The sequence below is a fragment of the Micromonospora sp. LOL_021 genome, from assembly GCF_048060215.1.
Classification (GTDB): Bacteria; Actinomycetota; Actinomycetes; order Mycobacteriales; family Micromonosporaceae; genus Micromonospora_E.
Window position 1 is genome coordinate 35,488 of the sequence record NZ_JBHMIN010000020.1, and the last position, 25,569, is coordinate 61,056.

At 71.0% G+C, this 25,569-nt stretch carries 25 protein-coding genes; 13 read left to right on the plus strand and 12 right to left on the minus strand.

All coding sequences use genetic code 11. The features are described from left to right. The first annotated feature begins 39 nt into the window (after nt 1–39). Entirely contained in the window at nt 40–720 is a 681-nt protein-coding gene (locus tag ACFHWT_RS15255; RefSeq protein ID WP_416595261.1) for a hypothetical protein, read from the plus strand. A gap of 9 nt (nt 721–729) precedes the next feature. On the opposite strand, the gene ACFHWT_RS15260 is transcribed toward ACFHWT_RS15255, so the two are convergent. Then, entirely contained in the window at nt 730–921 is a 192-nt protein-coding gene (locus ACFHWT_RS15260) for a DUF5703 family protein (protein ID WP_416595262.1), read from the minus strand. A 62-nt stretch (nt 922–983) separates the two neighbouring features. Beyond that, on the minus strand, nt 984–1,955 hold the full coding sequence (locus ACFHWT_RS15265; RefSeq protein ID WP_278169003.1) for an aldo/keto reductase: 972 nt from the start codon (nt 1,953–1,955) through the stop codon (nt 984–986). 207 nt (nt 1,956–2,162) lie between these two features. Here ACFHWT_RS15265 and ACFHWT_RS15270 point away from each other — a divergent pair, with 207 nt between their 5' ends. From ACFHWT_RS15270 to mshC, 6 genes are all read left to right on the plus strand, one after another. Further along, nucleotides 2,163–3,215, plus strand: a complete 1,053-nt coding sequence (locus ACFHWT_RS15270; RefSeq protein ID WP_416595263.1) for an LLM class F420-dependent oxidoreductase — start codon at nt 2,163–2,165, stop codon at nt 3,213–3,215. After that, complete coding sequence (locus tag ACFHWT_RS15275; RefSeq protein ID WP_416595264.1) at nt 3,212–4,039, plus strand: undecaprenyl-diphosphate phosphatase; 828 nt, start codon at nt 3,212–3,214, stop codon at nt 4,037–4,039. Before ACFHWT_RS15270 ends, ACFHWT_RS15275 begins: the two co-directional genes overlap by 4 nt. Nucleotides 4,040–4,120: 81 nt before the next feature. Beyond that, nucleotides 4,121–4,837, plus strand: coding sequence for an MSMEG_4193 family putative phosphomutase (locus tag ACFHWT_RS15280; protein ID WP_416595265.1), 717 nt, complete (start codon nt 4,121–4,123; stop codon nt 4,835–4,837). A 64-nt stretch (nt 4,838–4,901) separates the two neighbouring features. Next, on the plus strand, nt 4,902–5,492 hold the full coding sequence (locus ACFHWT_RS15285) for a DUF3090 domain-containing protein (RefSeq protein ID WP_416595266.1): 591 nt from the start codon (nt 4,902–4,904) through the stop codon (nt 5,490–5,492). 73 nt (nt 5,493–5,565) lie between these two features. Next, on the plus strand, nt 5,566–6,315 hold the full coding sequence (locus ACFHWT_RS15290; protein ID WP_416595318.1) for an SCO1664 family protein: 750 nt from the start codon (nt 5,566–5,568) through the stop codon (nt 6,313–6,315). A 50-nt stretch (nt 6,316–6,365) separates the two neighbouring features. Then, nucleotides 6,366–7,610: a cysteine--1-D-myo-inosityl 2-amino-2-deoxy-alpha-D-glucopyranoside ligase gene (gene mshC, locus ACFHWT_RS15295; RefSeq protein WP_416595267.1), complete on the plus strand. Its 1,245-nt coding sequence runs from the start codon at nt 6,366–6,368 to the stop codon at nt 7,608–7,610. A 72-nt stretch (nt 7,611–7,682) separates the two neighbouring features. On the opposite strand, the gene ACFHWT_RS15300 is transcribed toward mshC, so the two are convergent. The 4 genes from ACFHWT_RS15300 to ACFHWT_RS15315 all read right to left on the minus strand — a co-directional run bounded on the left by ACFHWT_RS15300 (nt 7,683) and on the right by ACFHWT_RS15315 (nt 11,907). Then, nucleotides 7,683–8,783, minus strand: coding sequence for a lytic polysaccharide monooxygenase auxiliary activity family 9 protein (locus ACFHWT_RS15300; RefSeq protein WP_416595268.1), 1,101 nt, complete (start codon nt 8,781–8,783; stop codon nt 7,683–7,685). A gap of 196 nt (nt 8,784–8,979) precedes the next feature. Next, nucleotides 8,980–9,771, minus strand: coding sequence for a GntR family transcriptional regulator (locus ACFHWT_RS15305; protein WP_416595269.1), 792 nt, complete (start codon nt 9,769–9,771; stop codon nt 8,980–8,982). Between the two features lie 159 nt (nt 9,772–9,930). Beyond that, a complete protein-coding gene (locus ACFHWT_RS15310; RefSeq protein WP_416595270.1) occupies nt 9,931–10,953 on the minus strand; it encodes a methyltransferase in 1,023 nt (340 codons plus the stop codon). 84 nt (nt 10,954–11,037) lie between these two features. Next, nucleotides 11,038–11,907 carry a PAC2 family protein gene (locus ACFHWT_RS15315; RefSeq protein WP_123601502.1) on the minus strand — a complete coding sequence of 290 codons (870 nt, stop codon included), beginning with the start codon at nt 11,905–11,907 and terminating at the stop codon, nt 11,038–11,040. Nucleotides 11,908–12,163: 256 nt separating this feature from the next. Between ACFHWT_RS15315 and ACFHWT_RS15320 the strand changes: the two genes are divergently transcribed. Continuing rightward, the gene (locus tag ACFHWT_RS15320) at nt 12,164–12,922 is read left to right on the plus strand and encodes a neutral zinc metallopeptidase (RefSeq protein ID WP_416595271.1); all 759 of its coding nucleotides are present in this window, start codon (nt 12,164–12,166) and stop codon (nt 12,920–12,922) included. A gap of 108 nt (nt 12,923–13,030) precedes the next feature. Continuing rightward, nucleotides 13,031–13,723, plus strand: coding sequence for an HAD family hydrolase (locus ACFHWT_RS15325; RefSeq protein WP_416595319.1), 693 nt, complete (start codon nt 13,031–13,033; stop codon nt 13,721–13,723). Between the two features lie 42 nt (nt 13,724–13,765). On the opposite strand, the gene ACFHWT_RS15330 is transcribed toward ACFHWT_RS15325, so the two are convergent. The 5 genes from ACFHWT_RS15330 to ACFHWT_RS15350 all read right to left on the minus strand — a co-directional run bounded on the left by ACFHWT_RS15330 (nt 13,766) and on the right by ACFHWT_RS15350 (nt 20,242). Next, nucleotides 13,766–16,309 (minus strand): ABC transporter permease, encoded by a 2,544-nt coding sequence (locus ACFHWT_RS15330; RefSeq protein WP_416595272.1) that lies wholly within the window; start codon nt 16,307–16,309, stop codon nt 13,766–13,768. After that, nucleotides 16,309–17,076 (minus strand): ABC transporter ATP-binding protein, encoded by a 768-nt coding sequence (locus tag ACFHWT_RS15335; protein WP_123601506.1) that lies wholly within the window; start codon nt 17,074–17,076, stop codon nt 16,309–16,311. Before ACFHWT_RS15335 ends, ACFHWT_RS15330 begins: the two co-directional genes overlap by 1 nt. Nucleotides 17,077–17,274: 198 nt before the next feature. Then, nucleotides 17,275–17,973 carry a response regulator gene (locus tag ACFHWT_RS15340; protein WP_416595273.1) on the minus strand — a complete coding sequence of 233 codons (699 nt, stop codon included), beginning with the start codon at nt 17,971–17,973 and terminating at the stop codon, nt 17,275–17,277. Then, nucleotides 17,970–19,268 carry a sensor histidine kinase gene (locus ACFHWT_RS15345; protein WP_416595274.1) on the minus strand — a complete coding sequence of 433 codons (1,299 nt, stop codon included), beginning with the start codon at nt 19,266–19,268 and terminating at the stop codon, nt 17,970–17,972. Before ACFHWT_RS15345 ends, ACFHWT_RS15340 begins: the two co-directional genes overlap by 4 nt. Before the next feature lie 65 nt (nt 19,269–19,333). Next, nucleotides 19,334–20,242, minus strand: a complete 909-nt coding sequence (locus ACFHWT_RS15350) for a PD-(D/E)XK nuclease family protein (RefSeq protein ID WP_416595275.1) — start codon at nt 20,240–20,242, stop codon at nt 19,334–19,336. A 95-nt stretch (nt 20,243–20,337) separates the two neighbouring features. On the opposite strand from ACFHWT_RS15350, the gene ACFHWT_RS15355 reads away from it, so the two are divergent. Genes ACFHWT_RS15355 through ACFHWT_RS15365 form a run of 3 tightly spaced genes read left to right on the plus strand, consistent with a single transcriptional unit; the run spans nt 20,338 to nt 23,074 of the window. Continuing rightward, nucleotides 20,338–21,498: a site-2 protease family protein gene (locus ACFHWT_RS15355; RefSeq protein WP_416595276.1), complete on the plus strand. Its 1,161-nt coding sequence runs from the start codon at nt 20,338–20,340 to the stop codon at nt 21,496–21,498. Beyond that, nucleotides 21,495–22,511 carry an SAM-dependent methyltransferase gene (locus tag ACFHWT_RS15360; protein WP_416595277.1) on the plus strand — a complete coding sequence of 339 codons (1,017 nt, stop codon included), beginning with the start codon at nt 21,495–21,497 and terminating at the stop codon, nt 22,509–22,511. The genes ACFHWT_RS15355 and ACFHWT_RS15360 overlap by 4 nt, the downstream gene beginning before the upstream one ends. Then, entirely contained in the window at nt 22,508–23,074 is a 567-nt protein-coding gene (locus ACFHWT_RS15365) for a hypothetical protein (RefSeq protein ID WP_123601511.1), read from the plus strand. The genes ACFHWT_RS15360 and ACFHWT_RS15365 overlap by 4 nt, the downstream gene beginning before the upstream one ends. 48 nt (nt 23,075–23,122) lie before the next feature. Here ACFHWT_RS15365 and ACFHWT_RS15370 read toward each other — a convergent pair whose 3' ends face one another. Beyond that, nucleotides 23,123–23,389 carry a ferredoxin gene (locus tag ACFHWT_RS15370; protein WP_416595320.1) on the minus strand — a complete coding sequence of 89 codons (267 nt, stop codon included), beginning with the start codon at nt 23,387–23,389 and terminating at the stop codon, nt 23,123–23,125. A 268-nt stretch (nt 23,390–23,657) separates the two neighbouring features. Between ACFHWT_RS15370 and arc the strand changes: the two genes are divergently transcribed. Then, nucleotides 23,658–25,439 (plus strand): proteasome ATPase, encoded by a 1,782-nt coding sequence (gene arc / locus ACFHWT_RS15375; protein ID WP_123601513.1) that lies wholly within the window; start codon nt 23,658–23,660, stop codon nt 25,437–25,439. Nucleotides 25,440–25,569: the final 130 nt, after the last annotated feature.

Consider the following 25,569-nt stretch of genomic DNA (forward strand, 5'->3'; position numbering starts at 1 on the left):
CGCCTGAGCCCCACCGACGGTGAAGGGAATCCCATCCGCATGACCGACCAGCACACCGACCTCGACGCCGCGCTGGAGCAGGTGTTCCAGGCTGCCCGGGCACATCTGGCCACGGTCAAGGCCGCCGACGGCCGGATCGACGACGACGCCGTCTGGCAGGCGTACGTGACGCTCAACAACGCGTCGTACGCCTACGACGAGCAGTTGCTGGACGCTTTCGGTGAGGTGACACCCTGGGACGTCGAGTCGATCGATCCGCAGGAGGCGGACGAACGGTTCGGCGTCGGTGCCGGCGGCGTCGACGGCGACGAGCCGGCGGACCCGCACCCGCAGGTCGTCTCGGTACGCCAGCGTCGTGACTACCGGGTGCCGTCGGTCGCCGCGCTGGTGCGCATCGCCGACGCGGCCCGCCGCCAGGGCAGCCCGTCCGCCGAGGAGGCCGAGCCAATCGGTGGCGTCGGAGAGGCGGTGCTCGAGCTGCTGCAGGCCGGCGACGGCTCACTCGGCGCGCTGGACATCCCGGAGCTGGAACCGCTCGACGGCGTGGTCATGGTGCACGAGGTCACCACCCCGCTCGACCCGGAGGCGTTCAGCGACGGCGATGTCGACGGACCGTTCCGGTCGGTTCCCGGCGACGAGATCGTCGGCCGACTCGACGAGCACGCCTACCTGCCGGACGACGACGGCGACGACTCACCGGCCAGCGGCACCCCGCGCTGAGCGCACCGTCTACGTGCTGAGCCCGGGCTGCGGCTGCCGGGCGATCCTGCGCCGGAGCATCACCTGGCGTGTCCCGTCACGGAACAGCCGCACCCGGGCAAGTTCCCAGCCGGAGAACTCGGCCTGGATCGCCAACTGCGCGGCCGCGGTCAACCGATCGACGTTCGGCGGCAACCGCAACGGCGCGTATTCGTAGTCCATGACCACCATCCTGCCGTCGGCCCCCAGGCCGTGTCACCCGCCGGCCACCTCCGGGGGCCGTGTCACCCGTCGCGTTCCGGGTAGCCGACCGCCGGTGCCGATACGTCGTCGAGCGCCCGGGTGATCTCCGTGGGCAGCGTCATCCGTTCGACCTGCAGCGCCCCGACCAGCTGCCCGGCGGTGCGTGCCCCGAGGATCGGCGCGGTGACGCCGGGACGGTCGCGGACCCAGGCCAGCGCGACCTCCAGCGGTGCCACCCCCAGGCCGGCGGCGGCCGTCGAGACCGCCTCGACGATGCTGGAGCAGCGCGGCTCCAGGTAGGTCGCGACGAACAGTTCCAGATGCGGTGACGCGGCCCGGGAGTCGACCGGGCGGCCGTGCCGGTACTTGCCGGTGAGCACCCCGCGGCCGAGCGGTGACCAGGGCAGTACGCCCAGCCCCAGCGCGGCGCAGGCGGGCAGCACCTCCCGTTCGATTCCACGTTGCAGCAACGAGTACTCGACCTGCGCGGCGACCACGGCGGCCCGGCCGGGCACCGCGGCCTGCCAGGCCGCTGCCCGGGCGGTCTGCCAGCCGCTGAAATTCGACACCCCGACATACCGGACCCGCCCGCTGGTCACCGCCGTGTCCAACGCGCCGAGGGTCTCCTCCATCGGGGTGTCCGGGTCGTACCCGTGTACCTGCCACAGGTCGATGTAGTCGGTGCCGAGCCGCCGCAGCGAGGCGTCGAGGGTACGCAGCAGATGCCAACGGGACGTGTCCCGCCGCCGTGGTCCGCCCGGCCGCAGCCCGGCCTTGGTCGCGATGACCAGATCCTCGCGGGGCACCATGCTGTCCAGCAGCGAACCGATGACCGCCTCGGCGTCGCCGTCGCCGTACACGTCGGCGGTGTCGATCAGATTACCCCCGGCATCCAGGTAACTCTTCAATTGCGCCGCGGCGTCGTCGGCGTCGGTGTCCCGGCCCCAGGTCATGGTGCCGAGCGCGAGCCGGGAGACCGCCAGCCCGCTGCGGCCGAGCGGTCGCTGCTGCATGGATGCACCTTAAGCAGATCCTGGCGGTACGGACATCCTCACTCCCGCTGGCGTCCGCCGCCGACCGACGACCGGCCGGTCGGCGAGTCACCCGGCCGGTCGTCCAATGGTGGCGGACGATTGCGTACCCTGGTGCGGCTTGGCCACGGCCGCTGCCCGGCAGCGCCGTCGACGCCCCGCCTGGCGGGGGATGGGGGATGACTGGGAGTGCGACTCGGACTCAATCTCGGCTACCTCACGGGCGCCGGCTCACCCGCCGACCAACTGGCGCTCGTCCAGGAGGCGGAGCGGCTCGGCTACACGGTGGTCTGGGCCGCCGAGGCGTACGGGTCCGACTCGCCGAGTCTGCTCGCCTGGCTGGCCGGCCAGACCAGCCGGATCGACGTGGGTTCGGCGGTGATGCAGATCCCGGCCCGCACCCCGGCGGCGACCGCGATGACCGCCGCCACCATCGACACGTTGTCCGGTGGCCGGTTCCGGCTCGGCCTGGGGGTCTCCGGTCCGCAGGTCTCCGAGGGCTGGCACGGCGTACGGTTCGGTCAGCCGTTGGCCAGGACCCGCGAGTACGTGGAGATCGTCCGGCTCGCGGTCGGACGCCAGCGGGTCGAGTACCCGGGCACGCACTACACCTTGCCGCTGCCCGCCGGCCCGGGCAAGGCGTTGAAGCTCAACTTCCGCCCGCCCCGGCCGCGGATTCCCGTGTACCTGGCCGCGGTCGGCCCACGCAACCTCGAACTGGCCGGCGAGATCGCCGACGGCTGGCTGGCGGTCTTCTTCTCGCCCCGCACCGCCGCCGACCAACTGGCGTTGATCGCTGCCGGCCGGGCCCGCACCGGTCAGGACCTCGCCGGCTTCGACGTGGTGCCGGCCGTGCCGGTGGTGGTTGGCGACGACGTCGCCGCCTGCGCCGACCTGCTGCGCGGGTACGCCGCGCTGTACGTCGGCGGGATGGGCAGCCGGACGCAGAACTTCTACCACCGGCTGGCCACCCGGATGGGCTTCGGTGCCGCCGCCGACGAGGTGCAGGACCACTACCTGGCCGGCCGGCTGCGGGAGGCCGCCGCGGCCGTACCGCTGGAGTTCATCGACCAGACCGCGCTGCTGGGCCCACCGGACCGGATCGCGCAGCGAATCGGCGAGTACGCCGCCGCGGGGGTGACCACCCTGTCGGTCAGCCTGTTCGACGCCGACACCGAGGCGCGGTTGGCGACGCTGCGGACCGTGGCGCGGGCGCTCGACGTGGCCGGGGTGGGGCGGTGAGCTGGATCGAGGTCATCGTGCTCGGCGTGGTGCAGGGGCTCACCGAGTTCCTGCCGATCAGCTCGTCGGCACATCTGCGGATCACCTCGGCGCTGTTCTTCGAGGCGGACGCCGGTGCCTCGTTCACCGCCGTGACCCAGTTGGGCACCGAGGCCGCGGTGCTGCTCTACTTCGCCAAGGACATCTGGCGAATCACCCGGACCTGGGTCGTCGGCATCTGGAATCCCTCGGTACGCGGCGAGCCGGACTACCGGATGGGCTGGTACGTCATCGTCGGGTCGATCCCGATCGGGGTGATCGGCCTGCTGTTCAAGGATCAGATCCGTGACGGTCTGCGTAACCTGTGGATCACCGCGACCGTGCTGATCGTGTTCGCGCTGATCCTCGCCGTCGCGGAGTACCTCGGCCGGCAGACCCGTACCCTTGAGCGGTTGACCCTGCGCGACGGCGTGATCATGGGTTTCGCCCAGGCGATGGCGCTCATTCCGGGCGTTTCCCGGTCCGGTGGCACGCTGACCGCCGGACTGTTGCTGAACCTCACCCGGGAGGCGGCCGCGCGGTTCTCCTTCCTGCTGGCCATCCCCGCGGTGGTGATGTCCGGGCTGTTCAGCCTGCCCGACGTGTTCGACCCGCAGGGCCGAGCGCCCACGGCGGCCCAGATGGTGGTGGCGACCGCCATCGCGTTCGTGGTCGGTTACGCGGCGATCGCCTGGTTGCTGCGCTATGTCGCGCATCACACCCTGTACGCCTTCGTGCTCTACCGGGTGGCGCTCGGTTCCCTGGTGATGGCGCTGCTGGTCACCGGAACCATCTCGGCCACCTGACCGGACCGGAGACCCGACCCGACCGCTGTGACCGGGTCGGGTCTCCGGCCGGCACGCGGCCGCCCCCCGTAGGCTGGTCCGGTGGCGACGTTGGTACTCCTGCGACATGGTCGGACGACGGCCAACGCTGAGGGCGGCCTGGCCGGCCGGCAGCCGGTCGAGCTCGACGAAACCGGCCAGGCGCAGGCCCGGGCGGTCGGTGCCCGGCTGGCCGGGGTGCCGTGGGCCCAGGTGGTCAGCAGCCCGCTGGTCCGATGCCGGCAGACCCTGGAGCTGGCCGTCCCCGGGGCGACCCCGGCGATCGACGACAGGTTGGTCGAGTGCGGGTACGGCGAGTGGGAGGGCCAGTCGCTGCGGTCACTGGTGAAACAGCCGCTGTGGCGGGTCGTGCAGGAGCATCCGAGCGCTGCCGTGTTTCCCGGCGGGGAGGCGCTGGCGGCGGTGGCGGCCCGCGCGGTGGCCGCGGTGCGGCACTGGAACGGCGTGGTCGACACCGAACGCGGGCCCGACGCTCTCTGGCTGGCCTGCACCCACGGCGATGTGATCAAGGCCATCGTGGCCGATGCGCTCGGCCTGCATCTGGACCTGTTCCAGCGGATCGTGGCCGATCCGGCCTCGTTGACGGTGATCCGGTACACGACGACCCGGCCGTTCCTGGTGCGGCTCAACGACACCGGCGGTGACTTGGCCGGGCTGGTGCCGGCGAAGCGGCGTCGGCCGAGGCGACGGGGTGGGTCGGCCGATTCCGACGCCGCCGTCGGTGGCGGCGCCGGTGCCGGCGGACGTGACCGGCAGTGAGCGTACCGGCCAATCGGGTCGGTGCGTTACCGGATCGACCCGGCCGCCCGATAGGGTCGATGACATGACCCACCAGGTGCATGCCTTCGAGCCGCCGGAGCGGTTCGTCGCGGGGACCGTCGGGCCGCCGGGGGAGCGGATGTTCTTCCTGCAGGCCCGGGGTGGCGGTCGCGTGGTCAGCGTGGCCCTGGAGAAGGTTCAGGTGTCGCTGCTGGCCGAGAAGCTCGAGGAGTTGCTGGCCGAGGCGCAGCGGCGGTTCGGTGTCGATGTGCCGGAACTACCGACCGGGCAGTCGGACAACGAACCGCTGGAAACCCCGGTCGACGAGGAGTTCCGGGTCGGCACGCTCGGTCTGGCCTTCGACGTGGACACCACCACCGTCGTCATCGAGGCCATCGCCGCCGGCGAGCCGGAAGCCGGGCTCGAAGCCGGCGACGACGACGGACTGCTCGACGACGATGACGACGACACCGACGACGAGGTCGACGCCAGCCTGGACCGGCTCCGGGTCCGGCTGACCCCGGCGGCGGCCCGCGGCTTCATCGACCGGGCACGCCGGGTGGTGGCCGCCGGCCGTCCACCCTGTCCGCTCTGTGGTCAACCGCTGGACCCGCGCGGCCACCTCTGCCCGCGGCACAACGGCTACCACCGCTGAGGTGACGGAAACCGGCCGGCAGCCGGCGGTGGACCGGGACGCCACCGTGCTGCGACTGCTGCGTACCAGCGCGATGCGGCTCGAAGGCCAGTTGATCGACGCATCGAACACGACGTTGCGGGCCGTCATCGAGGCCGACGGGACAGCGATCCGGTGCGTGTACAAACCAGTCCGCGGGGAACGCCCACTGTGGGACTTCCCGGACGGCACCTTGGCCGGCCGGGAGGTCGCCGCCCATCTGGTGGCGCAGGCGCTCGGGTGGCCGTTGGTGCCGCCGACGGTGTTGCGTGACGGCCCGATCGGTCCGGGCGCCTGCCAGCTGTGGATCGACGAGCCGGACGGGTCGGTGCCGCTGGTCGACTTCGTCGCGGCCGACCAGGTGCCGACCGACTGGCTGCCGGTGGCGGCGGCCCGGGACACCGACGGCAAGCCGTACGCCCTGGCGCATGCCGACGATGCGCGGCTGGCCCGGCTCGCGGTGTTCGACATCGTGGTCAACAACGCCGACCGCAAGGGCGGGCACGTGCTGGCCGGACCGGACAACCAGGTGTACGGCGTCGACCACGGGCTGTGCTTCCACGTCGACGACAAGCTGCGTACGGTCTTGTGGGGCTGGTCCGGGCGCCCGTTGCCGCCGGAGGCCGGTTCGGCGTTGCGTCAGCTGCGTGCGGCAGTCGACGCGACGCTGGGCGGGCAGCTGGCGTCGCTGCTCACCCAGGCCGAGATCACCCAGTTGGCCGGGCGGGTCGACGCCCTGATCGAGGCCGGGTGCTTTCCGCCGCCGCCGGCGACACGTAGCGCGATCCCCTGGCCGCCGATGTGATTCGGCTGCCACTTCCCGGTGCCGCCGAGATCGCTGGATAGGGTGGCGTCATGGACTCCTGGACCGGTCACGAGGTGCCCCGGCTGCCCGGTGCCGGTGTGCCGTTGGCGTTGTTCGACTCCGCTCGGCGGGCGGTGGCACCGACCAGGCCGGTCGACCCGGCGACGATGTACGTCTGCGGGATCACCCCGTATGACGCCACCCATCTCGGGCACGCCGCGACCATGCTGGCGTTCGATCTGGTGCAGCGGATGTGGCGGGACGCGGGGCACCGGGTGCGGTACGTGCAGAACGTCACCGATGTCGATGATCCGCTGCTGGAGCGGGCGGCCCGCGACGGGGAGGACTGGGTGGTACTCGCGATGCGGGAGACCGCGTTGTTCCGGGAGGACATGGAGGCGTTGCGCATCATCCCGCCGGACCACTACGTGGGTGCGGTGGAGTCGATTCCGGCCATCGCCGAGCGGGTCGGCGTCCTGCTCGACCGCGGCGCCGGCTATCGGCTTGCCGATGGCACCGGAGACGTGTACTTCGACGTGGCCGCCGCGCCGCGGTTCGGCTACGAGTCGAACCTGTCCCGGGAGCAGATGCTGGTCTTCGCCGCCGAGCGGGGTGGTGATCCGCAGCGTCCGGGTAAACGTGACCCGCTGGATCCGCTGCTGTGGCGCGGCGCCCGCGACGGTGAACCGGCCTGGGACGGCGGTGCGCTGGGCCCCGGCCGACCGGGCTGGCACATCGAGTGCGCGGTGATCGCACTGGGTCTGCTGGGTGACCGGATCGACGTCCAGGGCGGCGGCAACGACCTGCTGTTCCCCCATCACGAGTGTTCCGCCGCGCACGCGGAGGTGCTGACCGGCACCGGCCCGTTCGCCGCCCACTACGCGCACGCCGGCATGATCGGCCTCAACGGGGAGAAGATGTCCAAGTCCCGGGGCAACCTGGTCTTCGTCTCCCGGCTGCGGGGCGACGGGGTGCCGCCGATGGCTCTGCGGCTGGCGCTGATCTCCGGGCACTACCGGGCTGATCGCCAGTGGACCGACGACACGCTCAAAACCGGTCAGCAACGGTGGCACCGGTGGCGCGAGGCCGCCCGGTCCGCTGCCGGGCCGTCCGGCGCGCAGCTGCTCGCCGGAGTCCGGGGCCGGCTGGCCCACGATCTCGACACCCCGGGTGCGTTGGCCCTGATCGACGAGTGGGCCGACCACGCGCTCGCCGGTACCGGGGTGGACCCGCAGGCCCCGGCGTTGATGGCCGAGACCTGCGATGCCCTGCTCGGGGTGCGCCTGCGCGACTGACCCGGCCGACCGCATCCGCGCCGGAGCACTGGTCGGGTCCGGCGCCGTCGTCGGACCCGACCAGTGCTCGGGTTAGTTCGGTGTGCAGGTCAGGGTCGGTGCGACAGGGGTTCCGGTGGCCGAACCGATCAGACCGAAGCTGGTGGATGCCCCGGATCCGATGCTGCCGTTGTAGCCGACGTTGGTGGCGGTGACGGTCGAACCGTTGCTGTTGATCGTGGCGTTCCAGGCCTGGGTCACCTGCTGCCCGCTGGGGTTCGTCCAGCTCACCGTCCAGCGGCTGATCGGCGTTCCGCCGGCAGTCACCCGCACCTCGGCCTGGAAGCCGCCCTGCCAGCTGGCGACGACGGAGAAGGTCGCGGTGCAGCCGCCCGGCGCCGGGGTGGGCGGTGGTGCGGTGGTCGGTGGTGCGGTCGTGGGCGGTGCGGTGGTCGGGGCCGGCGTGATGGGCGTCGGGGTCGCGCCGGTGCCGCCGAAGTTCACGTCGCTGCAGAAGTAGTAGGTCTGGTCGGCGTGGCTGGCCTTCCAGATCAGGTAGACGAGGTGCCGTCCGGTCCGGCCGGGTGCGCTGACCGGGATGTCGACCGACACGCCGTTGAGGTTGGGGTTGCTGGTCCGGGTGCCCTCACCGGGGTCCGCGCCGTCGGTGGTCCGGACCAGCTCCAGGTCGCTCCAGCGCAGCCGCTGGGTGAGCGGGTTGAATCCCTGCCGGGTCACGTACACCAGGTGGTAGTCGGCGCCGTGCAGCGCCTGGTCGTGGTAGGTGACGGTGAAATTCGTGCCGACGTCGGCGGCTCGCCAGTTGCCGGGTTCGTCCAGTGCGGCGTACCGGACCCCGCCGGTGTTGCCAGCGCTGCACAGTTGGCCGTCGGGGATGTGGGCCTGATGCTGGCCGTTGACCCCGTCGATGTAGAGGCTGTTCCAGTTCCACATGGCGGTGGAGTCCGCCTGCCAGGCCCGCCAGCACATCGGGTCCTCGGTGGCCATCGCGGGGTTCTGGAAGTCATTGGCCCAGCGCTCGTAGCACCCGTAGTTGCGCGACGGCGGATCGATCGACGATCCGTGTGCGGTGGCCACGTCGGCGAGCGCGGTGGTGCACAGCAGTGCGGCGGCTGCCGCGACGGTGAGCACCCGGCGCAGCGGTGCCCATGAAGAGGCGGTGAGGGAAGGCATGTCTGCTCCCGGACAGAGGTTGGACGGCGGTGGCGGATTCGCCGGGACAGGCGTTCCCGCCGGATCGGATGGCGGGTAGCCCGGTCCCGCCATGCCGCGCGACCCTCGCGACAGTCCCGTCCAGAGATTCACATGCCTCGATTTCCCATGTCAATAGTTTGAATGGAAAACAAAGTAAGGCGAAAGAAACACCCGGTCAGCCGAGTACGAGACCGGGATCCGGGTCCGGATCAGGCACGGGTTCCGGGACCCGGTACTCCTCGGTCAAGGTGGTCACCGGGCCGGGCCAGGTCGCCTGAGCCACCTCGATCGGTCGCCGGTCGCCGTCGTAGGCCACGTGCAGCAGATGCAGCACCGGGGTGTCCGGACGGATCCGGAGCAGCTGCGCCTCCTGCCGGCTGGGCTGGCGGGCGCTGAGTACGTCGCGCGCCCAGACGTACCGCCGACCGGTCACCTCCTCGGCCTCCTGGTAGGTGGGCCGGCCGAACGGCTCGGCCCGCTCCAGACTGGTGCCGGCGGCGTCGGCCACGCGGAACCAGGATGCTCCCACCTCGACCGGTGAGTCCTCGGTGCGGACCAGGTGGCGGCGGACGATCAGCTCGGTACCGTCGGTGACGCCGAACGCGTCGGCCACCTCGGGCACCGCCGGAGCCCGGCCGACCTCGGTCAGTTGCTGGCGGTAGCGCGCTGCCAGGTCGGCGTGGTATCCACGGTGTCCGCCGTACCGGCCGCGGGCGAGTCGGTTGAGCCGGCGTCTCGTGCCCCGTACGAACGTGCCGGAGCCCGGCTTGGTGATCAGCAGTCCTTCGACGCGGAGCTGATCAACGGTACGCTGCGCGGTCTGCTTGGCCACGCCGTACATCTCGGCGAGCGCGGGGATGGCGGGTAACCGTTCGCCGGGTGCCCACTCACCGCGCCGGATCCGTTCCCGGATCAAGTCGGCGATCTGGCGGTGTGGAACCTCGGCGGCTCCAGGATTGACCTGCATCTGCGAACCGACCGCCCCTCCCGATGAAAGATACCTAGCATCCTAGGACAACAAACAAGGCGTGTCCAGCCCGACTACCGGCACAACCGCACCATTGGAACTGTCAGTGACAGGCCAGGTGACCCGGCCGTCCCGCGCCGGGTCACCGCCCGGCGGCGGTCACCGCTTGCGGGCGATCAGCGCACCGTTCGCACCGGGGGCGTCGAAGACGACGGTACGGATGGAGCCGAAGCCGGCATCGGCCAGCCAGTCGGCGTACTCGGTCTCCGAGTAGTTGCGCCCGCCCTCCGTCTCTACCAGCATGTTCATCCCCATCAGGGCGGCCTCGGGTGGACCGGTGCGTTCGGGGTTGAGCAGCAACTCGCAGACGACGATCGTGCCGCCGGACGGCAGCACGTCGTGGCAGCGGGCCAGCAGCGCCCGGTTGGTTGCTTCGTCCCAGTCGTGCAGGATCATGCTGAGCAGGATGGTGTCATGTCCCTGCGGGAGCTTCTCGTCGGCGAAGAAGTCACCGGCGACGGTGTCGATCCGGTCGGCCAGACCGGCGGCGGCCGCCTTCTCCGCGGCGACCGGCACGACGTGTGGCAGGTCGTAGACACTCGCCCGCAGATGCGGGTAGCGCCGGCACAACTCGATGGGATACGCGCCCGACCCGCCGCCCAGGTCGAGTAGCCGGTGATGGACGCTGAAGTCGTAGGCGTCGCCCAGTGCGCGGGCCGTGAAGATCGACGCGGCGTACATCGCCTCCAGGAACAAGTTCCGGATCCGCGGGTCCACGTCGGCGAAGAGCGACTCCTGGGTGTCCGGATCCCAGGTCAGTGGCCGGTCGGTACGCAACGCCTCACCGATGCGGTGCCACGGTAGGTAGGTGCGTTCGTCGCAGTAGCGAATCTGACCGCCGAAGTAGTAGGGACGGTCGGCTACCAGGAACTCCTCGGCGATCGGCGCGTTGCGGTAGCTGTTGGAGCCGGGTTGCTTGGTGAGCAGTCCGAGCGAGGCGCAGGCGGCGAGCAGGGTATCCGCCGGGCGCTCAGCCAACCCGTACTCGTCGCACAGTTGCCCGACGGTGATGGTCCGGCCGCCGGCGAGCCTGGTGAACAGGTTCAGCTCGACGGCGGCGGCCAGGGTCTTGAAGCTCCAGAAACCGGTCACCAGACGCATAAGAGGGGTGGGGGTTAGCATCCGGACATTTTCCGGTAAAGGGCCGCCCGACTGACGGAGCTGTCAGTTAGCCGATAGATCCGGGTCGGGTATCCGTCCGGCCGGTCACCACGAACCGGCTGTCGGGCCGGCCGACCCGCCCCTGCGGCGCAGGTACTTCTCGAACTCCTGAGCGATCTCGTCACCGGTCAGCGGCTGGATACCAGCGTCGCCGACCCGTTCCTCCAACTCGCGGACGTACTCGCCCAGCTCGGCGTCCTGCTCGGCGGTGGTCCGTACCCGGGCCTCCCACTTGGCCGCCTCCTCGGCCATGTCGGCCATCGGAACCGGCAGGTCGAGCACGTCCTCCACCCGGTGCAGCAGCGCCAGTGTCGCCTTCGGGCAGGGCGGGTTGTTGGCGTAGTGCGGCACGTGCACCCAGAACGAGACCGCGTCCACCTCCGCGCGGGCGCAGGCGTCCTGCAGCACTCCGACGATCCCGGTGGGACCGTCGTACCGGGTGGGGACGAGCTGGAGCCGCTGCGCCGCCTCCTTCTCCGACGCGGTCCCGCTGATCGGCAACGGCCGGGTGTAGGGCACGTCGGCGAGCAGAGCGCCGAGCAGCACCACCCGGTTGACCTCGAGGCTGTGGCACAGCTCCAGGACCTGTTCGCAGAAGGTACGCCACCGCATGCTCGGTTCGATCCCGTGGATCAGCACCACGTCCCGGTCGGTGCCTTCCGGGCTGGCCACCATGAACCGGGTCGTCGGCCACTCGATACGGCGCGCGTCGCCGCTGGAGCCGGTAATGGTCGGCCGGCTGACCTGGAAGTCGTAGAAGTCCTCCGGGTCCAGCGCGGCGATCTCCCGGGCCTGCCAGACCTCCTGCAGGTGCTCGACGGCCGCGGTGGAGGCGTCCGCGGCGTCGTTCCAGCCTTCGAACGCGGCGATTGCCACCGGTGACCGCAGCACCGGAAGACCGTCGAACTCGGTCACCGGGCCTCCTTGCCGTCATTGCGACCTGGCAGCGTGCGCGCGGTCGTTGCGACTACTCGTCGACGTCTGGGTGCGGGGTAGTTGTCGTGCCTCACCCTGTCAGCCTACGTGCCGGCCGACGACCCGGCCCGGTGGCCGCGCCGGCTCCACCCGCGGCCTGATCCGCATACCGACGCCGTACGTATTGCGCAACTGGGGCAGCATGGACCGCAGACGGCCACGCGTCGCCGTCCGACAACTGAGCGAGGAGGCCGGTATGCGTCAGCCCGGCGACCGTGTCCGCAGCCGGTTTCAGCTGGTGGCGTTGTGTGCCGCCGTCGTCGCGGCGGCGGCCTGCGCCGCGGTGCCGCTGCCCGACGCCGGGCCGGGTGAACCCAACCAGCCGGCGGTGCCCGGGGGCGGTGCCACCGGGGCGGCCGACGGGTCACTCGACGGCACCGACACGGTCGAGGAGTTCGAGCAGGACATCGCGGGGGCCGAAGCTCTCGTCGACCAGTACTGGTCGCAGCGGTTCGCCGGGTTCGGTGCGGCGTTCGAGCCGATCGGGCAGGCGATCGCCTACCAACGCGACGGCGAACTGAGCTGCGGCGACCAGCTCATTCCGCGCAACAACGCGGTCTACTGCCTGACCAGCGGGTCCGAGTTCATCGCCTACGACGCGAACTGGGCATTCGACGTGTTCCAGACGGTCGGCGACTCGTTCCTGTTCTACCTCATCGGCCATGAATACGCGCACGGCATCCAGGTGCGGCTCGATCTGGAGTACCGGTTCAGCATCCAGCGGGAGCTGGCCGCCGACTGTCTGGCCGGGGCCTATCTCGGTGACTCGGTACGCGACGGCACGCTGCAGCTCGACGACGGTGACCTGGAGGAGTTCCAACGCGGTCTGGCGAGCGTGGCGGACGATCCCGACCAGCCCTGGTTCGAGGAGGGCTCGCACGGCACCGCCGACCAGCGGATCGCAGCCTTCTTCAACGGGTACGACCGGTCGCTGGCCGGGTGTGACCTGACCTGACTCACGCCGGCCGGCGACCTGCGCCGTCGCGGTCGCCGGCTGGGCGACAGCGCTGTGATCAGGCAGGATCGTGGGACAACCCGTCGTGCCCGGACCAGGGAGGTTCCGCTGAATACCCCGCCACCCGCCGCCGTCCTGTTCGACATGGACGGAACGTTGATCGACAGCGAGAAGCTCTGGGACGTGGCCCTGCGGGAGCTGGCCGTGCACTACGGCGGGCAACTGTCCGCCGAGGCGCGAATGGCGATGGTGGGTTCGGACATGGCCACCACGATGGGGCTGCTGCATGAGGACCTGGGTCAGCCGTGGCGGGACCCGGCGACCGGCGCTGCCTGGCTGACCCGTCGGGTCACCGCCCTGTTCAGCGCCGGCGTTCCGGCCCGGCCGGGAGCGTTCGAGCTGGTCCGGGCCGTCCGGACGGCCGGCATTCGCACCGCGCTGGTCACCTCGACCGAACGCGCCCTGGCGGACGTGGCGCTGCACACCATCGGGCGGCGCAACTTCGACGTGGTGTGCTGCGGGGACGAGGTGCCGGCGACCAAACCCGATCCGGCCCCGTATCTGGCCGCTGCGGCCGCCCTCGGGGTGTCGGCGGTGGACTGTGTGGCGGTCGAGGATTCCCCGGCCGGGGTGGCTAGCGCGCACGCTGCCGGGGCGGCGGTGCTCGCGGTGCCGGCCGAGGCGCCGTTCCCGGTGCCGGACCGGGTCCAGGTACGGGCGAGTCTGTGCGACGTGACCGTGGCCGATCTGACCGCGCTGCTCGCCGCGTACCGGGCCGATTCGCCCGTGGCGGCCGGTTGACGGGCAGCCCCGTTCGGGCTGCCCGTCAACCGGCCTGGCCGGTCACTCGTGCGAGATCGCCTGCAGGACGTTCAGCCGGGACGCCCGCCAGGCCGGCCACCAGGCGGCGACCACGCCGGCCAGCGCGGCGGCGACGACGAACCCGACGAGTTGGCCGACCGGCACACTGACCACAGACAGCACGTCCTGGCTGCGCATCGCGAACGACGCGGCCAGTCCGAGCGCCACGCCCAGGGCCACGCCGAGCAGACATCCGAAGACCGCCATCAGCAGTGACTCGACGCGGACCATCCGGCGGACCTGGCGTCGGCTCATCCCTACCGCCCGTAGCAGCCCGAGTTCCCGGGTGCGTTCGTAGATGCTCAGTACCAGCGTGTTGACGATCCCGATGAAGGCCACCAGCACGGCGAGGGCCAGCAGTACGTAGAAGATGCTGAGCAGGATGTCGACCAGCTGGTTCTGCTGCTCGACGAAGCTGCTGCGGTCGCCGACGGTCACCAGCGGGTAGTCGGCCATCAGCGCCTCGGTCTCGGCGACGATTCGCTGCACGTCGGCGTCCGGAGTGGTGGCGACGAACCCCTGGTAGGCCAGTGGCCCGGCGAGGTACTGCACCTGGGACTCGGGCAGGATCAGTCCGGCGGTGAGCGCGGTGCGGTAGACGCCGACGAGTTCGTAGGTCCGTTCGCCGCCACGGGGCAGGTCGATGACAACGTCGTCGCCGACCGTCCACCCGTTGGATTCCGCGGTGTTCACGTCCACCACCGCCTCGCCGTCGCCAGCGTCGAGACGGCCCTGTACGGTCTCGAAAGCGAACATCGGGCCGGCCTGTGACAGGTCGGTGGCGGAGACGAGCTGGTTGGGGCGGCCGTCGGCGGTCAGTATCGCGATGTGGTACGCGACGGTGCCGGTCACACCGTCGATCTCGGCTACCTGGTCGAGGCGTGCGGGATCGAAACCCTCCCGCCCGGTCGGCAGTTGCTGGCCGTTGGTCAAGATGATGATCTCGGCCCCGAGGCCGTTCTCCACCAGGTCGGTGGTGGTCGCCTTCAACGACGACCCGATCACCGCGATGGTGCTGACCAGGGTCACCCCGATCATCAGGGCAGCGGCGGTGACAGCGGTACGCCGCGGGTTGCGCAGCGTGTTGCGTCGGCCGAGACCGGTCGCCGTACCCCAGCTGACCAGGCGACCGACGGTGCCGGCCACCGGACGGGTGAGGGCGGGCGACAGTAGCGCCACGCCGATGATCGACAGCAGCACCCCACCGCCGAGCGCGACGGGGGTCAGCCCGGACACACCGATCAGACCCACGGCCAGCAGTCCTGCGCCGAGCGCGGTGACCACCCCGCCGGTGATGGTGAGCCCGGTCAGTGGCCGGTCCGGGCGGACCACGTCGCGCATCGCGGCCACCGGTGGGACCGCCGAGGCGCGGATCGCCGGAATCAACGCCGCGACCATGGTCATCAGTACACCGACCAGGTAGGACGCCAGGATCGCGACCGGTGAGACGATCAGCCCGCCAGCGGGCAGCGACAGCGCGTCGACGGCCAGGAACTGCAGGCCGGCGGCGACGCCGATGCCGGCGGCCAGGCCGAGGGTGGCCGCGATCACCCCGACGACCAGCGCCTCGATCAGAACCGCCGAGGTGACCTGGGCCCAACTGGCGCCCAGCGCCCGGAGCAGGGCCAGCTCGCGGGACCGCTGCGCAACCAGGATGTTGAACGTGTTGAAGATCAGGAACATGCCGACCAGCAGTGCGATCAGCGCGAACCCGAGGAAGAACCAGTTGACGAAGGTCAGCAGTTGGGTGAATTGAGACGCCTGCTCGTCGGCGAGCTCCGCGCCGGTCACCGCCTCGAACCCGGCTGGCAGCCCGTCGGCCACCAGCCGCTTGAGCTCGTCGTCGGTGACGCCGGAGTCGGCGGTCAACTGCGCTGCGCCGAACACCCCGGTCTCGCCGTAGAACAACTGCTGTGCCTGTGGCACGGTGAATGCGACCAATGTCTCGCCGCCGAGGGTGGACCTGCCCCCGCTGTACTCCAGCAGGCCCACCACGTCGTACTCGCTCGCCTGGTAGGCGCTGGAGACGTACACCCGGAGGCGGTCGCCGACCGTGACGCCGGCCTGCTCGGCGGTCAACCGGGTCACCGCGACCTCGTCGTCGGCGCTGGGCGTCCGTCCCTGCGCGACCTGGAGCAGCGCGTCGCCGCCGGCGGCGGTCAGGCCGATGCCCAGCTGCGGTGCCTGGCTCGGCACCGCCTTGCCGTCGGGGGCCCGGAACGGGATCACCCCGGTCGAACTGGCGTCACCGGTCACCGACGCCACCCCGTCGATGGCGGCGATGCGATCCAGGTCAGCGTCGGTCAGCAGCGGCGGCTCCACCTGCTGACCAGCCGCATCGGCCGCCTGCACCTGTACGGCGACGTCCGCGTTGACGGTCTGGAAGAGCCGTTCGAAGCGGCTACTCAAACTGTCGGTGAGCACCGTGGCGCTGGAAACGAACAGCACCCCGAGGATGATCGCCACCCCGGACAGCACCAGCCGCAGCTTGCGGGAGAGCAGACTCTTCAACGTGGCGCGCAGCATCAGGCTTGCTCCTGCTCGATCGCCGCGACGTCGAGGCCCTTCAGCCGGTCGAGGACCGCCTCGGCGGTGGGCTGCTGCAACTCGTCGACGATCCGGCCGTCGGCGAGGAAGACGACGCGGTCGGAGTAGGAGGCGGCGACCGGGTCGTGGGTGACCATGACGATGGTCTGCTGGTGGTCGCGTACCGAGTTGCGCAGGAAGCCGAGGACGTCGGCGCCGGCGCGGGAGTCGAGGTTGCCGGTCGGCTCGTCGGCGAAGACAACGTCCGGGCGGGCGACGAGAGCGCGGGCGCAGGCGACCCGCTGCTGCTGGCCGCCGGACAGCTGGGTGGGTCGGTGGTGCAGGCGGTCACGCAGGCCGACGGTGTCGATGACGGTGTCGAACCAGGCCGGGTCGGGTTTGCGGCCGGCGATCGCCATGGGCAGCAGAATGTTCTCCTCCGCGGTGAGCGTGGGCAGGAGGTTGAACTGCTGGAAGATGAAGCCGAGTTTGTCCCGGCGGAGTCTGGTCAGCCCGGTGTCGTTTAGCCCGGTGACTGTGGTGTCGCCGATGGTGATGGTGCCGCGGGTGACGGTGTCGAGCCCGGCGAGGCAGTGCATCAGGGTGGACTTGCCGGAGCCGGACGGCCCCATGATGGCGGTGAACCGGGCGGGTTCCAGGTCGAGGGTGACGCCGTGCAGGGCGATCACCTGGGCTTCGCCGGTGCCGTACACCTTCCACACGTCGGCTGCCCGGGCAGCCGGTCCGGTCGCTGTCGTCGTTGTCACGTCGGAGACTCCTACCGTTGTTGTCTGCCGCCAACGGTATGTTCCGGTCGCCCTGACTGGGTCCTGCCCGGGAACGGTTCACCGCTCCGCCCACGACGGGTGCGCTTGTCCGACCTGAGAATGACCCCGGCGTGCCCGACTCATCCGCCAGGGCAGGCTCAGGCCCGACTCATCCGCCAGGGCAGGCTCAGGCCCGACTCATCCGCCAGGGCGGACCAGGCCCGATTCGTAGGCCAGCACCACGGCTTGGACCCGGTCCCGCAGCCTGAGTTTGGTCAGTACGTGTCCGACGTGGGTCTTGATGGTGGTTTCGCTGACCGACAGGGCGGTGGCGATCTCGGCGTTGGACAGGCCTCGGGCGATCTGGATGAGCACTTCACGTTCCCGTTCGGTGAGCACGTCCAGCGCCTTCGGCGGTGCCGCGTCCGGATCGGGCAGGGTGAGCGCGAACTTGTCCAACAGCCGGCGCAGGATCCGGGGGGCCACCACGGACTCACCGACCGCTACTGTCCGGATGGCGGCCACCAGGTCCTCGGCGGGCACGTCCTTGGCCAGGAAGCCGCTGGCACCGGCGCGTAGCGCCCCCACCACGTACTCGTCGAGGTCGAAAGTGGTGAGGATGAGGACCCGGACCGGCAGCCGGGCGTCGACGATCGCCCGGGTCGCCGCCACCCCGTCCATCCGGGGCATGCGAATGTCCATCAGCACGACGTCGGGCAGGAGCCGGCGGGCCAGGTCGACGGCTTCCGCTCCGTCCGCCGCCTCGCCGACGATGTCCAGGTCGTCCTCGGCGCCGAGGACCATCCGGAATCCGGTGCGCAGCAGCGGCTGGTCGTCGGCGAGCAGGATCCGGACCGGACGGGTGGTGGACGGCGTGGCGATGCCGGGTTCGCTCACGGTGCTCCTTGTCGGGTAGCCGCCCCGAGCTGCTCCATCGGCAGCTTGGCGTAGATGCGGAAGCCACCGCCCGGGCGCGGGCCGGTCCGCAGCGTGCCACCGTACAGGGCTACCCGCTCCCGCATTCCGACCAGACCGTGCCCGACCCGGCCGCGGTCCGGACCGGGACCGCGGCCGGTGTCGAAGACCTCGACGATCAGCCAGTAGACGCCGAAGCTGAGCCGCACCTCGGCGGTTGCCGCCCCGGCGTGCTTGAGCGCGTTGGTGAGCGCCTCCTGGACGATCCGGTAGAGGGTCAGCGTCACACCGGGATCCAGTTCCCCGGGTACCCCGTCGATCCGCAGGGTCACCGGCAGACCGGCCTCGCGGATCTGCTCGACCAGGGATTCGATGCCGCCGAGCCCTGGCTGCGGAGTGAGCTCGGCGTCGGCCGGTTCGGCGTCGGTGCGCAGGACGTCGAGTAGCCGACGCATCTCCCGTAACGTGCTGCGGCTGGTGTCGGCGATGGTGCCGAGCGCCTCGTCGGCGGCGGCCGGGTCGCGGTGCAGTACCCGTCGGGCACCGGTGGCCAGCACCCCCATCACGCTCACGTGGTGGGCGACGACGTCGTGCAGCTCCCGGGCGATCCGCCGCCGTTCGTCGGCGACTGCCTGGTCCGCTGCGGCCCGCTGGTTTTCCTCGGCCACCCGGGCGCGTTCGGCGAGCGTCCGCGTTGCCGACCGGCGGGCGTGCACGGTCCGCCCGATGAAGAAGGCGACCAGCATGGTCAGCCCGTTGACGAACAGCAGGTACGTCCGGGAGATCCCCGGCAGTTCGGTGCCCTGGGGCAGCACCGCGTTGACGGTCAGCACCGGCAGCCACAGTACGGCGGCGGCGACGACCGCCGGGCGCAGCGCCAGCCAGCAGGCTGCGGTGTAGGTCAGGATCACCAGCGCGAGCGCCATGCTCACCGGTTCGTGGCCGGTCAGTAGCGGGACGGCCACCATCGCGGCGCTGGCCAGCACGGCCGGCCAGACGACGACCCGGCGTAGCGCGATCGGCGCTGCCGCGAGCAGACTCCAGCCGACGACGGCCGGCCAGTCGAGGCCCGGCCCGGGCCTCGACTGACCGGGCTGGCCGAGTCCGTGCAGGGCCAGATCGACCAGGATGACCGCGGCGGCGAGCAGACCGTCGCGGGCCAGCACCGACGGTACCGGCCCGGTCGGGCCGGCGCTCCGGGCCCTACGCCACCACCACCGCCACCACCGTCGTGACCCGTGCGGTCCGGTGGACCGGTCCGGCTCGGTGGGCTCCATGCGGCGACGGTATCTGGTATGGCGGTGGCGTCGCGCCCGCCACGGTGCGAACCTGGTCTCCTCCCTCAGGAGGAGGCCAGGTCCTGCGTCAGGTCGGGAAAGGGCGGCGGGGTCCCGCCGTACACCGGGCAGTACGTCTGGTAGCTGCACCAGTCGCAGAGTCGGCTCTGTTTGGGGCGGAAGTCCCGGTTCTCGGTGGCCTGCAGGATCGCCCGCCACAGTGCCAGGACGGTGCGTTCGAACCGCTGCAGCTCCTCGGCGTCCGGCGTGTAGTCGCAGATCTCGGCGTCGCGCAGGTACAGCAGCCGGAGCACCCGGGGGACGACGCCGCGGGTCCGCCACAGCACCAGGGCGTAGAACTTCAGCTGGAACAGTGCCCGGGACTCGAACGCCTCACGCGGGGCACCACCGGTCTTGTAGTCGACCACCCGCAGGTCCCCGCCGGGGGAGACGTCCAGCCGGTCGATGTAGCCGCGGATCAGCAGCTGTCCGTCGACCACCGCGTTGACCAGGCTCTCCCGCTCGGCCGGCTCCAGCCGGCGGGGATCCTCGACGGTGAAGTAGCCGTCGAGGAGGTGCCGGGCGGCGGTCAGGAACTCGTCCAGCTCCGGGCGGGGCGCCGGCTCGTCGGGCGCCGGCTCCGCCGGCCCGGTGGTGACGACGTCGGCCAGCGTCGGGTCGGTGTCCAGCAGCCGTTGCCACTGCGGGGCGACCAGGGCGGCGGCCGCTGCCGGGGTGCGCTGGTCGGCCGGCAGGTCGAACAACCGTTCCAGGACGGCGTGGACCAGGGTGCCCCGGGCCTGGTCGACGGTGGTCCGTTCGGGTAGCCGGTCGATGCTGCGGAACCGGTACAGCAGCGGGCAGGTCTTGAAATCGGCCGCCCGCGACGGCGACAACGTGGCCAGCCGGGGTGGTTCGACCTCGGGTGCGCCGTCCGGACCGATCGTCGTGCCGTGCACCGTTTCCGCCGTCATGGCACGCAGGGTATGGCACCGCTGTGACAACCCGGCCGGCGGCTCGGCGTCAACCGTGCGCGTCGGCCGGTGCGGTGTTCCGTAGCATCAACCCGATGGAGGACACCGCGAAACGCCCCGACCGGCGGCCGGGGATCAGCCTCGGCCGGGTGCTCGGCTTCCCGGTGCACCTCCACACCTCGGTGCTGTTCCTGGCGATCCTGGTCACCGTGCTGTACGGCGAGTTCGTCCGCACCCAGTTGGACGTGCCGCAGCCGGCCCGCTACGCGGTCGGTCTGGGCTTCGTGGTCTGCCTGCTCGGCTCGGTGCTGCTGCACGAGCTGGGGCACGCGTTGACCGCCCGCCGCTACGGCATCGGCGTTCGCGGGATCACCCTGGAGATGCTCGGCGGCTACACCGAGATGGACCGGGACGCCCCGACCCCCAAGGTCGATCTGCTGGTGTCGCTGGCCGGTCCGGCGGTGTCGCTGGTCCTGGGCCTGGTCGCGGTGGTGGCCACCGTGCTGCTGCCGGACCGTACGTTGATCGACCAGTTGGCGTTCCAGTTGGCGGCGGCGAACCTGCTGGTGGCGGTGTTCAACGCGTTGCCGGGGCTGCCCCTCGACGGCGGGCGCGCGCTGCGTGCCGCGGTCTGGGCGGTGACCAGGGACCGCCACGTCGGCACCGAGGCCGCCGGTTGGGTCGGTCGGGCCGTGGCGGCGGGCACCGCCGGCCTGGTGGTGCTGCTCACGGTGGCCGGTATCCTGTCCCCGTTCGGGCTGATCTTCATGCTGCTGGTGGCGTTCACCCTCTGGCAGGGTGCCGGCCAGTCGATCCGGGTCGCGCGCATCGGCCGCCGGTTCCCGTTGGTCGACCTGGCAGTGCTCGCCCGGCCGGTTTTTCCGGTGCCGAGCGGGACGCCGTTGGCCGAGGCGCAGCGTCGGGTCGCCGGCCCCGACCCGGCGCAACCGGGTCGGCGGGAGCCGGCGGTGGCGGTGACGGACTCGGTCGGCCGGTTGGTGGCACTGGTGGACCGGGCCGCGGCCGCAGCGGTCCCGCCGGAGCGCCGTCCGTGGGTGGCGGTCGACACCGTCGCGCGCGGTATCGACGGGGTACGCCGGATCCCGGTCGACCTCACCGGCGAGCAGGTGGTCCGTACGGTGCAGGAACATCCGGGCGCGCAGTACCTGGTGACCCGGGGCGAGGACGTGATCGGCGTGCTGCATGTCGCCGATCTGGCGCAGTTGTTGGAACCGAACCGAAAGATGAGCCCGTGACCCCTCCGCCGACCGCCGTGGCATCCGGCGACGTCAGTACCACGCCGATCTCGACCCGGCGCGGCCCTTTCCAGCCGGGCGACCGGGTGCAGTTGACCGACCCGAAGGGGCGGATGCACACCGTCACGCTCGCTGCCGGCCGGTCGTTCCACACCCATCGCGGTGCCCTGGCGCACGACGAGTTGATCGGCCTGCCCGAAGGCAGCGTGGTGACGTCGGCCGGCGGTACCGCGTACCTCGCGCTGCGGCCGCTGCTGGCCGACTACGTGCTGAGCATGCCGCGCGGGGCCCAGGTGATCTATCCGAAGGACGCCGCACAGATCGTGGCGATGGGTGACGTGTTCCCGGGGGCCCGGGTGCTGGAGGCCGGTGCCGGATCGGGCGCGCTGACCTGTTCGCTGCTGCGCGCCGTCGGGACCGACGGTGAAGTGCACTCGTACGAGGCCCGGGCGGACTTCGCCGAGGTGGCCCGGGCGAACGTGCAGGCGTTCTTCGGTGGCCCGCACCCGGCCTGGCGGCTGCATGTCGGTGACGTCGCGTCCTGCCCGGACGTCGGCTTCGACCGGATCATCCTGGACATGCTGACGCCGTGGGAGGTGCTGGACCTGGTGGCCCGGGCGTTGCTGCCAGGCGGGGTCTTCGTCGGCTACGTCGCCACCACGCCGCAGCTGAGCGAACTGGTCGAGGCGTTGCGCGCCGACGGCGGGTTCACCGAGCCCCGGGCGTGGGAGTCGCTGGTGCGGGACTGGCACGTCGACGGGTTGGCGGTGCGGCCCGACCACCGGATGATCGGGCACACCGCGTTCCTGGTGTCGGCGCGCCGGTTGGCGCCGGGGGTCAGCGCGCCGCCGCGGCGGCGCAAGCCGAGCAAGGGAGCCGAAGCGTACGCGGCGCGCCGCCGGGACCACTCCGGTGCACCGGTGCCGCCCGACCCCGCCGGTCCGGCGTCACCCGATCGGGCCGCAGGGCCGGCCCTGTCGCTGGGCACGGTGTCCGGGACGGGTCCGGCATGAGCCGGCCCGCGTTCGGTGGTGGCGAGTTGCCGGCGGTCTTTCCCGACTGGTCGCCCTATCCGGAGCTGGACGCGGCCAGCCGGGCGTACCTGCGGGATCCGGACGTCGCGCTGGAGGCGCTCGGCGGCGTGCTGGCGGGTGCCGAGGTGCTCGCCTTCACCCTGGAGCGGTTCGTCAACGAGGTCAACGGGGTCTGGCAGGAGGTGGCGATCTGCGACGGCAGCCGGATGGTCCTGTGGCACGGTGAGGACGTCCCGCCGGGGGACGGGCCGGTCGGGTCGATGACGTCGTCGCTGCGGGTGGTGCCGTTGTCCACGGTCACCGAGGTCGGTTGCCGCCGCCGGCTGACCCGTACGCCGAACGGGCAGATCCGGGTGGACAGCGTCGACGTCTACCTGCTGCTCAGTTCGCAGGACGAGACGCAACCCGAGGAGCATCTCGGCCCCCGGCACGACGCGCTGCGGTTCGGCAAGACGCTCGACGACGGTGGTTCGGGGCAGATCGCGCGGCTCGAGGAGTTCGCCCGGGTGGTCGCCTCGGTGGTGGGCCGTCCGCTACTGTGACGTGAGTCACGTGCCGCAGACGGGTGTCCGTACCGGTAGGCCGGGTGGCTAGCCGGCGTCCGGTCCGCTGACCTCGGTCTGGTCGTCCGCGCGGACAACGTGGATGCACTCGCCGGGGCAGTCCTTGGCCGCGTCCATCACGTCGAGCCGCAGCCGTTCGGGAACGGCGACCCGGGCGCCCTCGGCGACCTGCAGTTCGCCGGAGGCGTCCTTGACGTAGGCGAGCCCGTCGATGTCGAACTCGAAGACGTCCCGGGCGTACTGCACGCACAGCCCGTCCCCGGTGCAGAGGTCCTGGTCGACCCAGACCTGCAGCTCCGTGTCGGTCGATGCCGTTTCGCCCGGCTCTCCGGGGGACCGGGTCTCGGTCGGGGTCGTCACCGCGCGCCTCCCTGGGTCGTGCCCGTCCTCGCGTCCCGACGGTACCCGACACGCCGTGGGACCGGCCGGCCAGGCGTCCGTCGGCCGCCTGTGACGTGCCCGAGCGATCAAGGTTGTGGGACGACTGTGTTGCGTGGGTTCGAAACGTCCGGCAAACGGCTAGTGTTAGGGCAGTACGTTTTAGCCCCCGGGGAGGTGGGACGTGGCACGCAGCGACGACGCGGATTCGCGCGCCGCACGGTGGGAGAAGGAGGCCCACGATCTCTCCACCCAGGTCGCGTTTCTTCAAGAGGAACTCGCTCTGGTGCGGCGCAAGTTGACCGAAAGCCCCCGACACGTCCGGCAGCTCGAGGAACGGCTGGCGGCAGCGCAGGCGCAGCTGGCCCGACTGACCGAGAACAACGAACGGCTCGTGGCGACCCTCAAGGAAGCCCGGGCCCAGATCGTCACGCTCAAGGAGGAGATCGACCGGCTGGCGCAACCGCCCAGCGGGTACGGCGTCTTCCTGGCCCGACACGCGGACGGCACGGTGGACGTCTTCACCGGTGGCCGGAAGCTGCGGGTGGCGCTCTCCCCCTCGTTGGACGCGGACGAGCTCCAACGCGGCCAGGAGGTCCTGCTCAACGACGCGCTCAACGTGGTCGACGCGTTCGGCTACGAGCGGGTCGGTGAGGTGGTGATGCTCAAGGAACTCCTCGACAACCCGACCGGCGAGCCGAGTGACCGCGCTTTGGTCATCTCGCACGCCGACGAGGAGCGGGTGGTGCACCTGGCGCAGACGCTGGTCGGCAGCGCGCTGCGGGCCGGCGACTCGTTGATGATCGAGCCGCGGTCGGCGTACGCCTACGAGCGGATCCCGAAGAGCGAGGTCGAGGAGCTGGTGCTGGAGGAGGTGCCGGACGTCGACTACACCGACATCGGCGGCCTGCACGCCCAGATCGAGCAGATCAGGGACGCGGTCGAGCTGCCGTTCCTGCACGCGGAGCTGTTCCGTGAGCATCACCTGCGTCCACCGAAGGGCATCCTGCTCTACGGTCCGCCCGGGTGTGGCAAGACCTTGATCGCCAAGGCGGTGGCCAACTCCCTGGCCAAGAAGATCGCCGAGCGGCGGGGTGAGGAGAAGCACACCAGCTACTTCCTCAACATCAAGGGCCCGGAGCTGCTCAACAAGTACGTCGGTGAGACCGAGCGGCACATTCGGCTGATCTTCCAGCGGGCCCGGGAGAAGGCTGGCGAGGGCACCCCGGTGATCGTGTTCTTCGACGAGATGGACTCGGTCTTCCGGACCCGGGGTTCCGGTGTCTCCTCGGACGTGGAGAACACCATCGTTCCGCAGCTGCTGAGCGAGATCGACGGGGTCGAGGGCCTGGAGAACGTGATCGTGATCGGTGCCTCCAACCGGGAGGACATGATCGATCCGGCGATCCTGCGGCCTGGCCGGCTGGACGTCAAGATCAAGATTGAGCGTCCGGACGCCGAGGCGGCCAAGGACATCTTCTCCAAGTACATCCTCACCGGGCTGCCGCTGCACCCGGACGACCTCACCGAGCACGGCGACGATCCGCAGGCCACCGTGGCAGCCATGATCGACGCCGTGGTGCTGCGGATGTACTCGGAGACCGACGAGAACCGGTTCCTCGAGGTGACCTACGCCAACGGCGACAAGGAGGTCCTGTACTTCAAGGACTTCAACTCCGGCGCGATGATCCAGAACATCGTCGACCGGGGCAAGAAGATGGCGATCAAGGAGTTCCTCACCTCCGGGCGCAAGGGTCTGCGGTTGCAGCACCTGCTCGACGCGTGCGTCGACGAGTTCCGGGAGAACGAGGATCTGCCCAACACCACAAACCCGGACGACTGGGCCCGGATCTCCGGCAAGAAGGGGGAGCGGATCGTCTACATCCGTACCCTCGTCTCCGGCGGCAAGGGCGCGGAGGCCGGCCGGTCGATCGAGACGGCCAGCAACACCGGGCAGTACCTCTGACCACGGTCCGGTGTCCCGCACCCCGCCTCGGGGTGCGGGACACCGGTTCCGCGGCGCGCATGGACCGCGCCGCGGAACCGGTGTCCGACGCGCCCCCGCGTGACCACACGGACACGCCAACGTCCGGTTC

Excerpts from the sequence above, each read along its gene's own strand:
- ACFHWT_RS15310 (WP_416595270.1), bottom strand. The coding sequence starts at position 10,953 with ATGCTAACCCCCACCCCTCTTATGCGTCTGGTGACCGGTTTCTGGAGC.
- ACFHWT_RS15345 (WP_416595274.1), bottom strand. The coding sequence starts at position 19,268 with ATGGAGCCCACCGAGCCGGACCGGTCCACCGGACCGCACGGGTCACGA.
- ACFHWT_RS15255 (WP_416595261.1), top strand. The coding sequence starts at position 40 with ATGACCGACCAGCACACCGACCTCGACGCCGCGCTGGAGCAGGTGTTC.
- ACFHWT_RS15265 (WP_278169003.1), bottom strand. The coding sequence starts at position 1,955 with ATGCAGCAGCGACCGCTCGGCCGCAGCGGGCTGGCGGTCTCCCGGCTC.
- mshC (WP_416595267.1), top strand. The coding sequence starts at position 6,366 with ATGGACTCCTGGACCGGTCACGAGGTGCCCCGGCTGCCCGGTGCCGGT.
- ACFHWT_RS15300 (WP_416595268.1), bottom strand. The coding sequence starts at position 8,783 with ATGCCTTCCCTCACCGCCTCTTCATGGGCACCGCTGCGCCGGGTGCTC.
- ACFHWT_RS15260 (WP_416595262.1), bottom strand. The coding sequence starts at position 921 with ATGGACTACGAATACGCGCCGTTGCGGTTGCCGCCGAACGTCGATCGG.
- ACFHWT_RS15365 (WP_123601511.1), top strand. The coding sequence starts at position 22,508 with ATGAGCCGGCCCGCGTTCGGTGGTGGCGAGTTGCCGGCGGTCTTTCCC.
- ACFHWT_RS15350 (WP_416595275.1), bottom strand. The coding sequence starts at position 20,242 with ATGACGGCGGAAACGGTGCACGGCACGACGATCGGTCCGGACGGCGCA.
- ACFHWT_RS15330 (WP_416595272.1), bottom strand. The coding sequence starts at position 16,309 with ATGCTGCGCGCCACGTTGAAGAGTCTGCTCTCCCGCAAGCTGCGGCTG.
- ACFHWT_RS15305 (WP_416595269.1), bottom strand. The coding sequence starts at position 9,771 with ATGCAGGTCAATCCTGGAGCCGCCGAGGTTCCACACCGCCAGATCGCC.
- ACFHWT_RS15290 (WP_416595318.1), top strand. The coding sequence starts at position 5,566 with ATGCGGCTCGAAGGCCAGTTGATCGACGCATCGAACACGACGTTGCGG.
- ACFHWT_RS15320 (WP_416595271.1), top strand. The coding sequence starts at position 12,164 with ATGCGTCAGCCCGGCGACCGTGTCCGCAGCCGGTTTCAGCTGGTGGCG.
- ACFHWT_RS15355 (WP_416595276.1), top strand. The coding sequence starts at position 20,338 with ATGGAGGACACCGCGAAACGCCCCGACCGGCGGCCGGGGATCAGCCTC.
- ACFHWT_RS15285 (WP_416595266.1), top strand. The coding sequence starts at position 4,902 with ATGACCCACCAGGTGCATGCCTTCGAGCCGCCGGAGCGGTTCGTCGCG.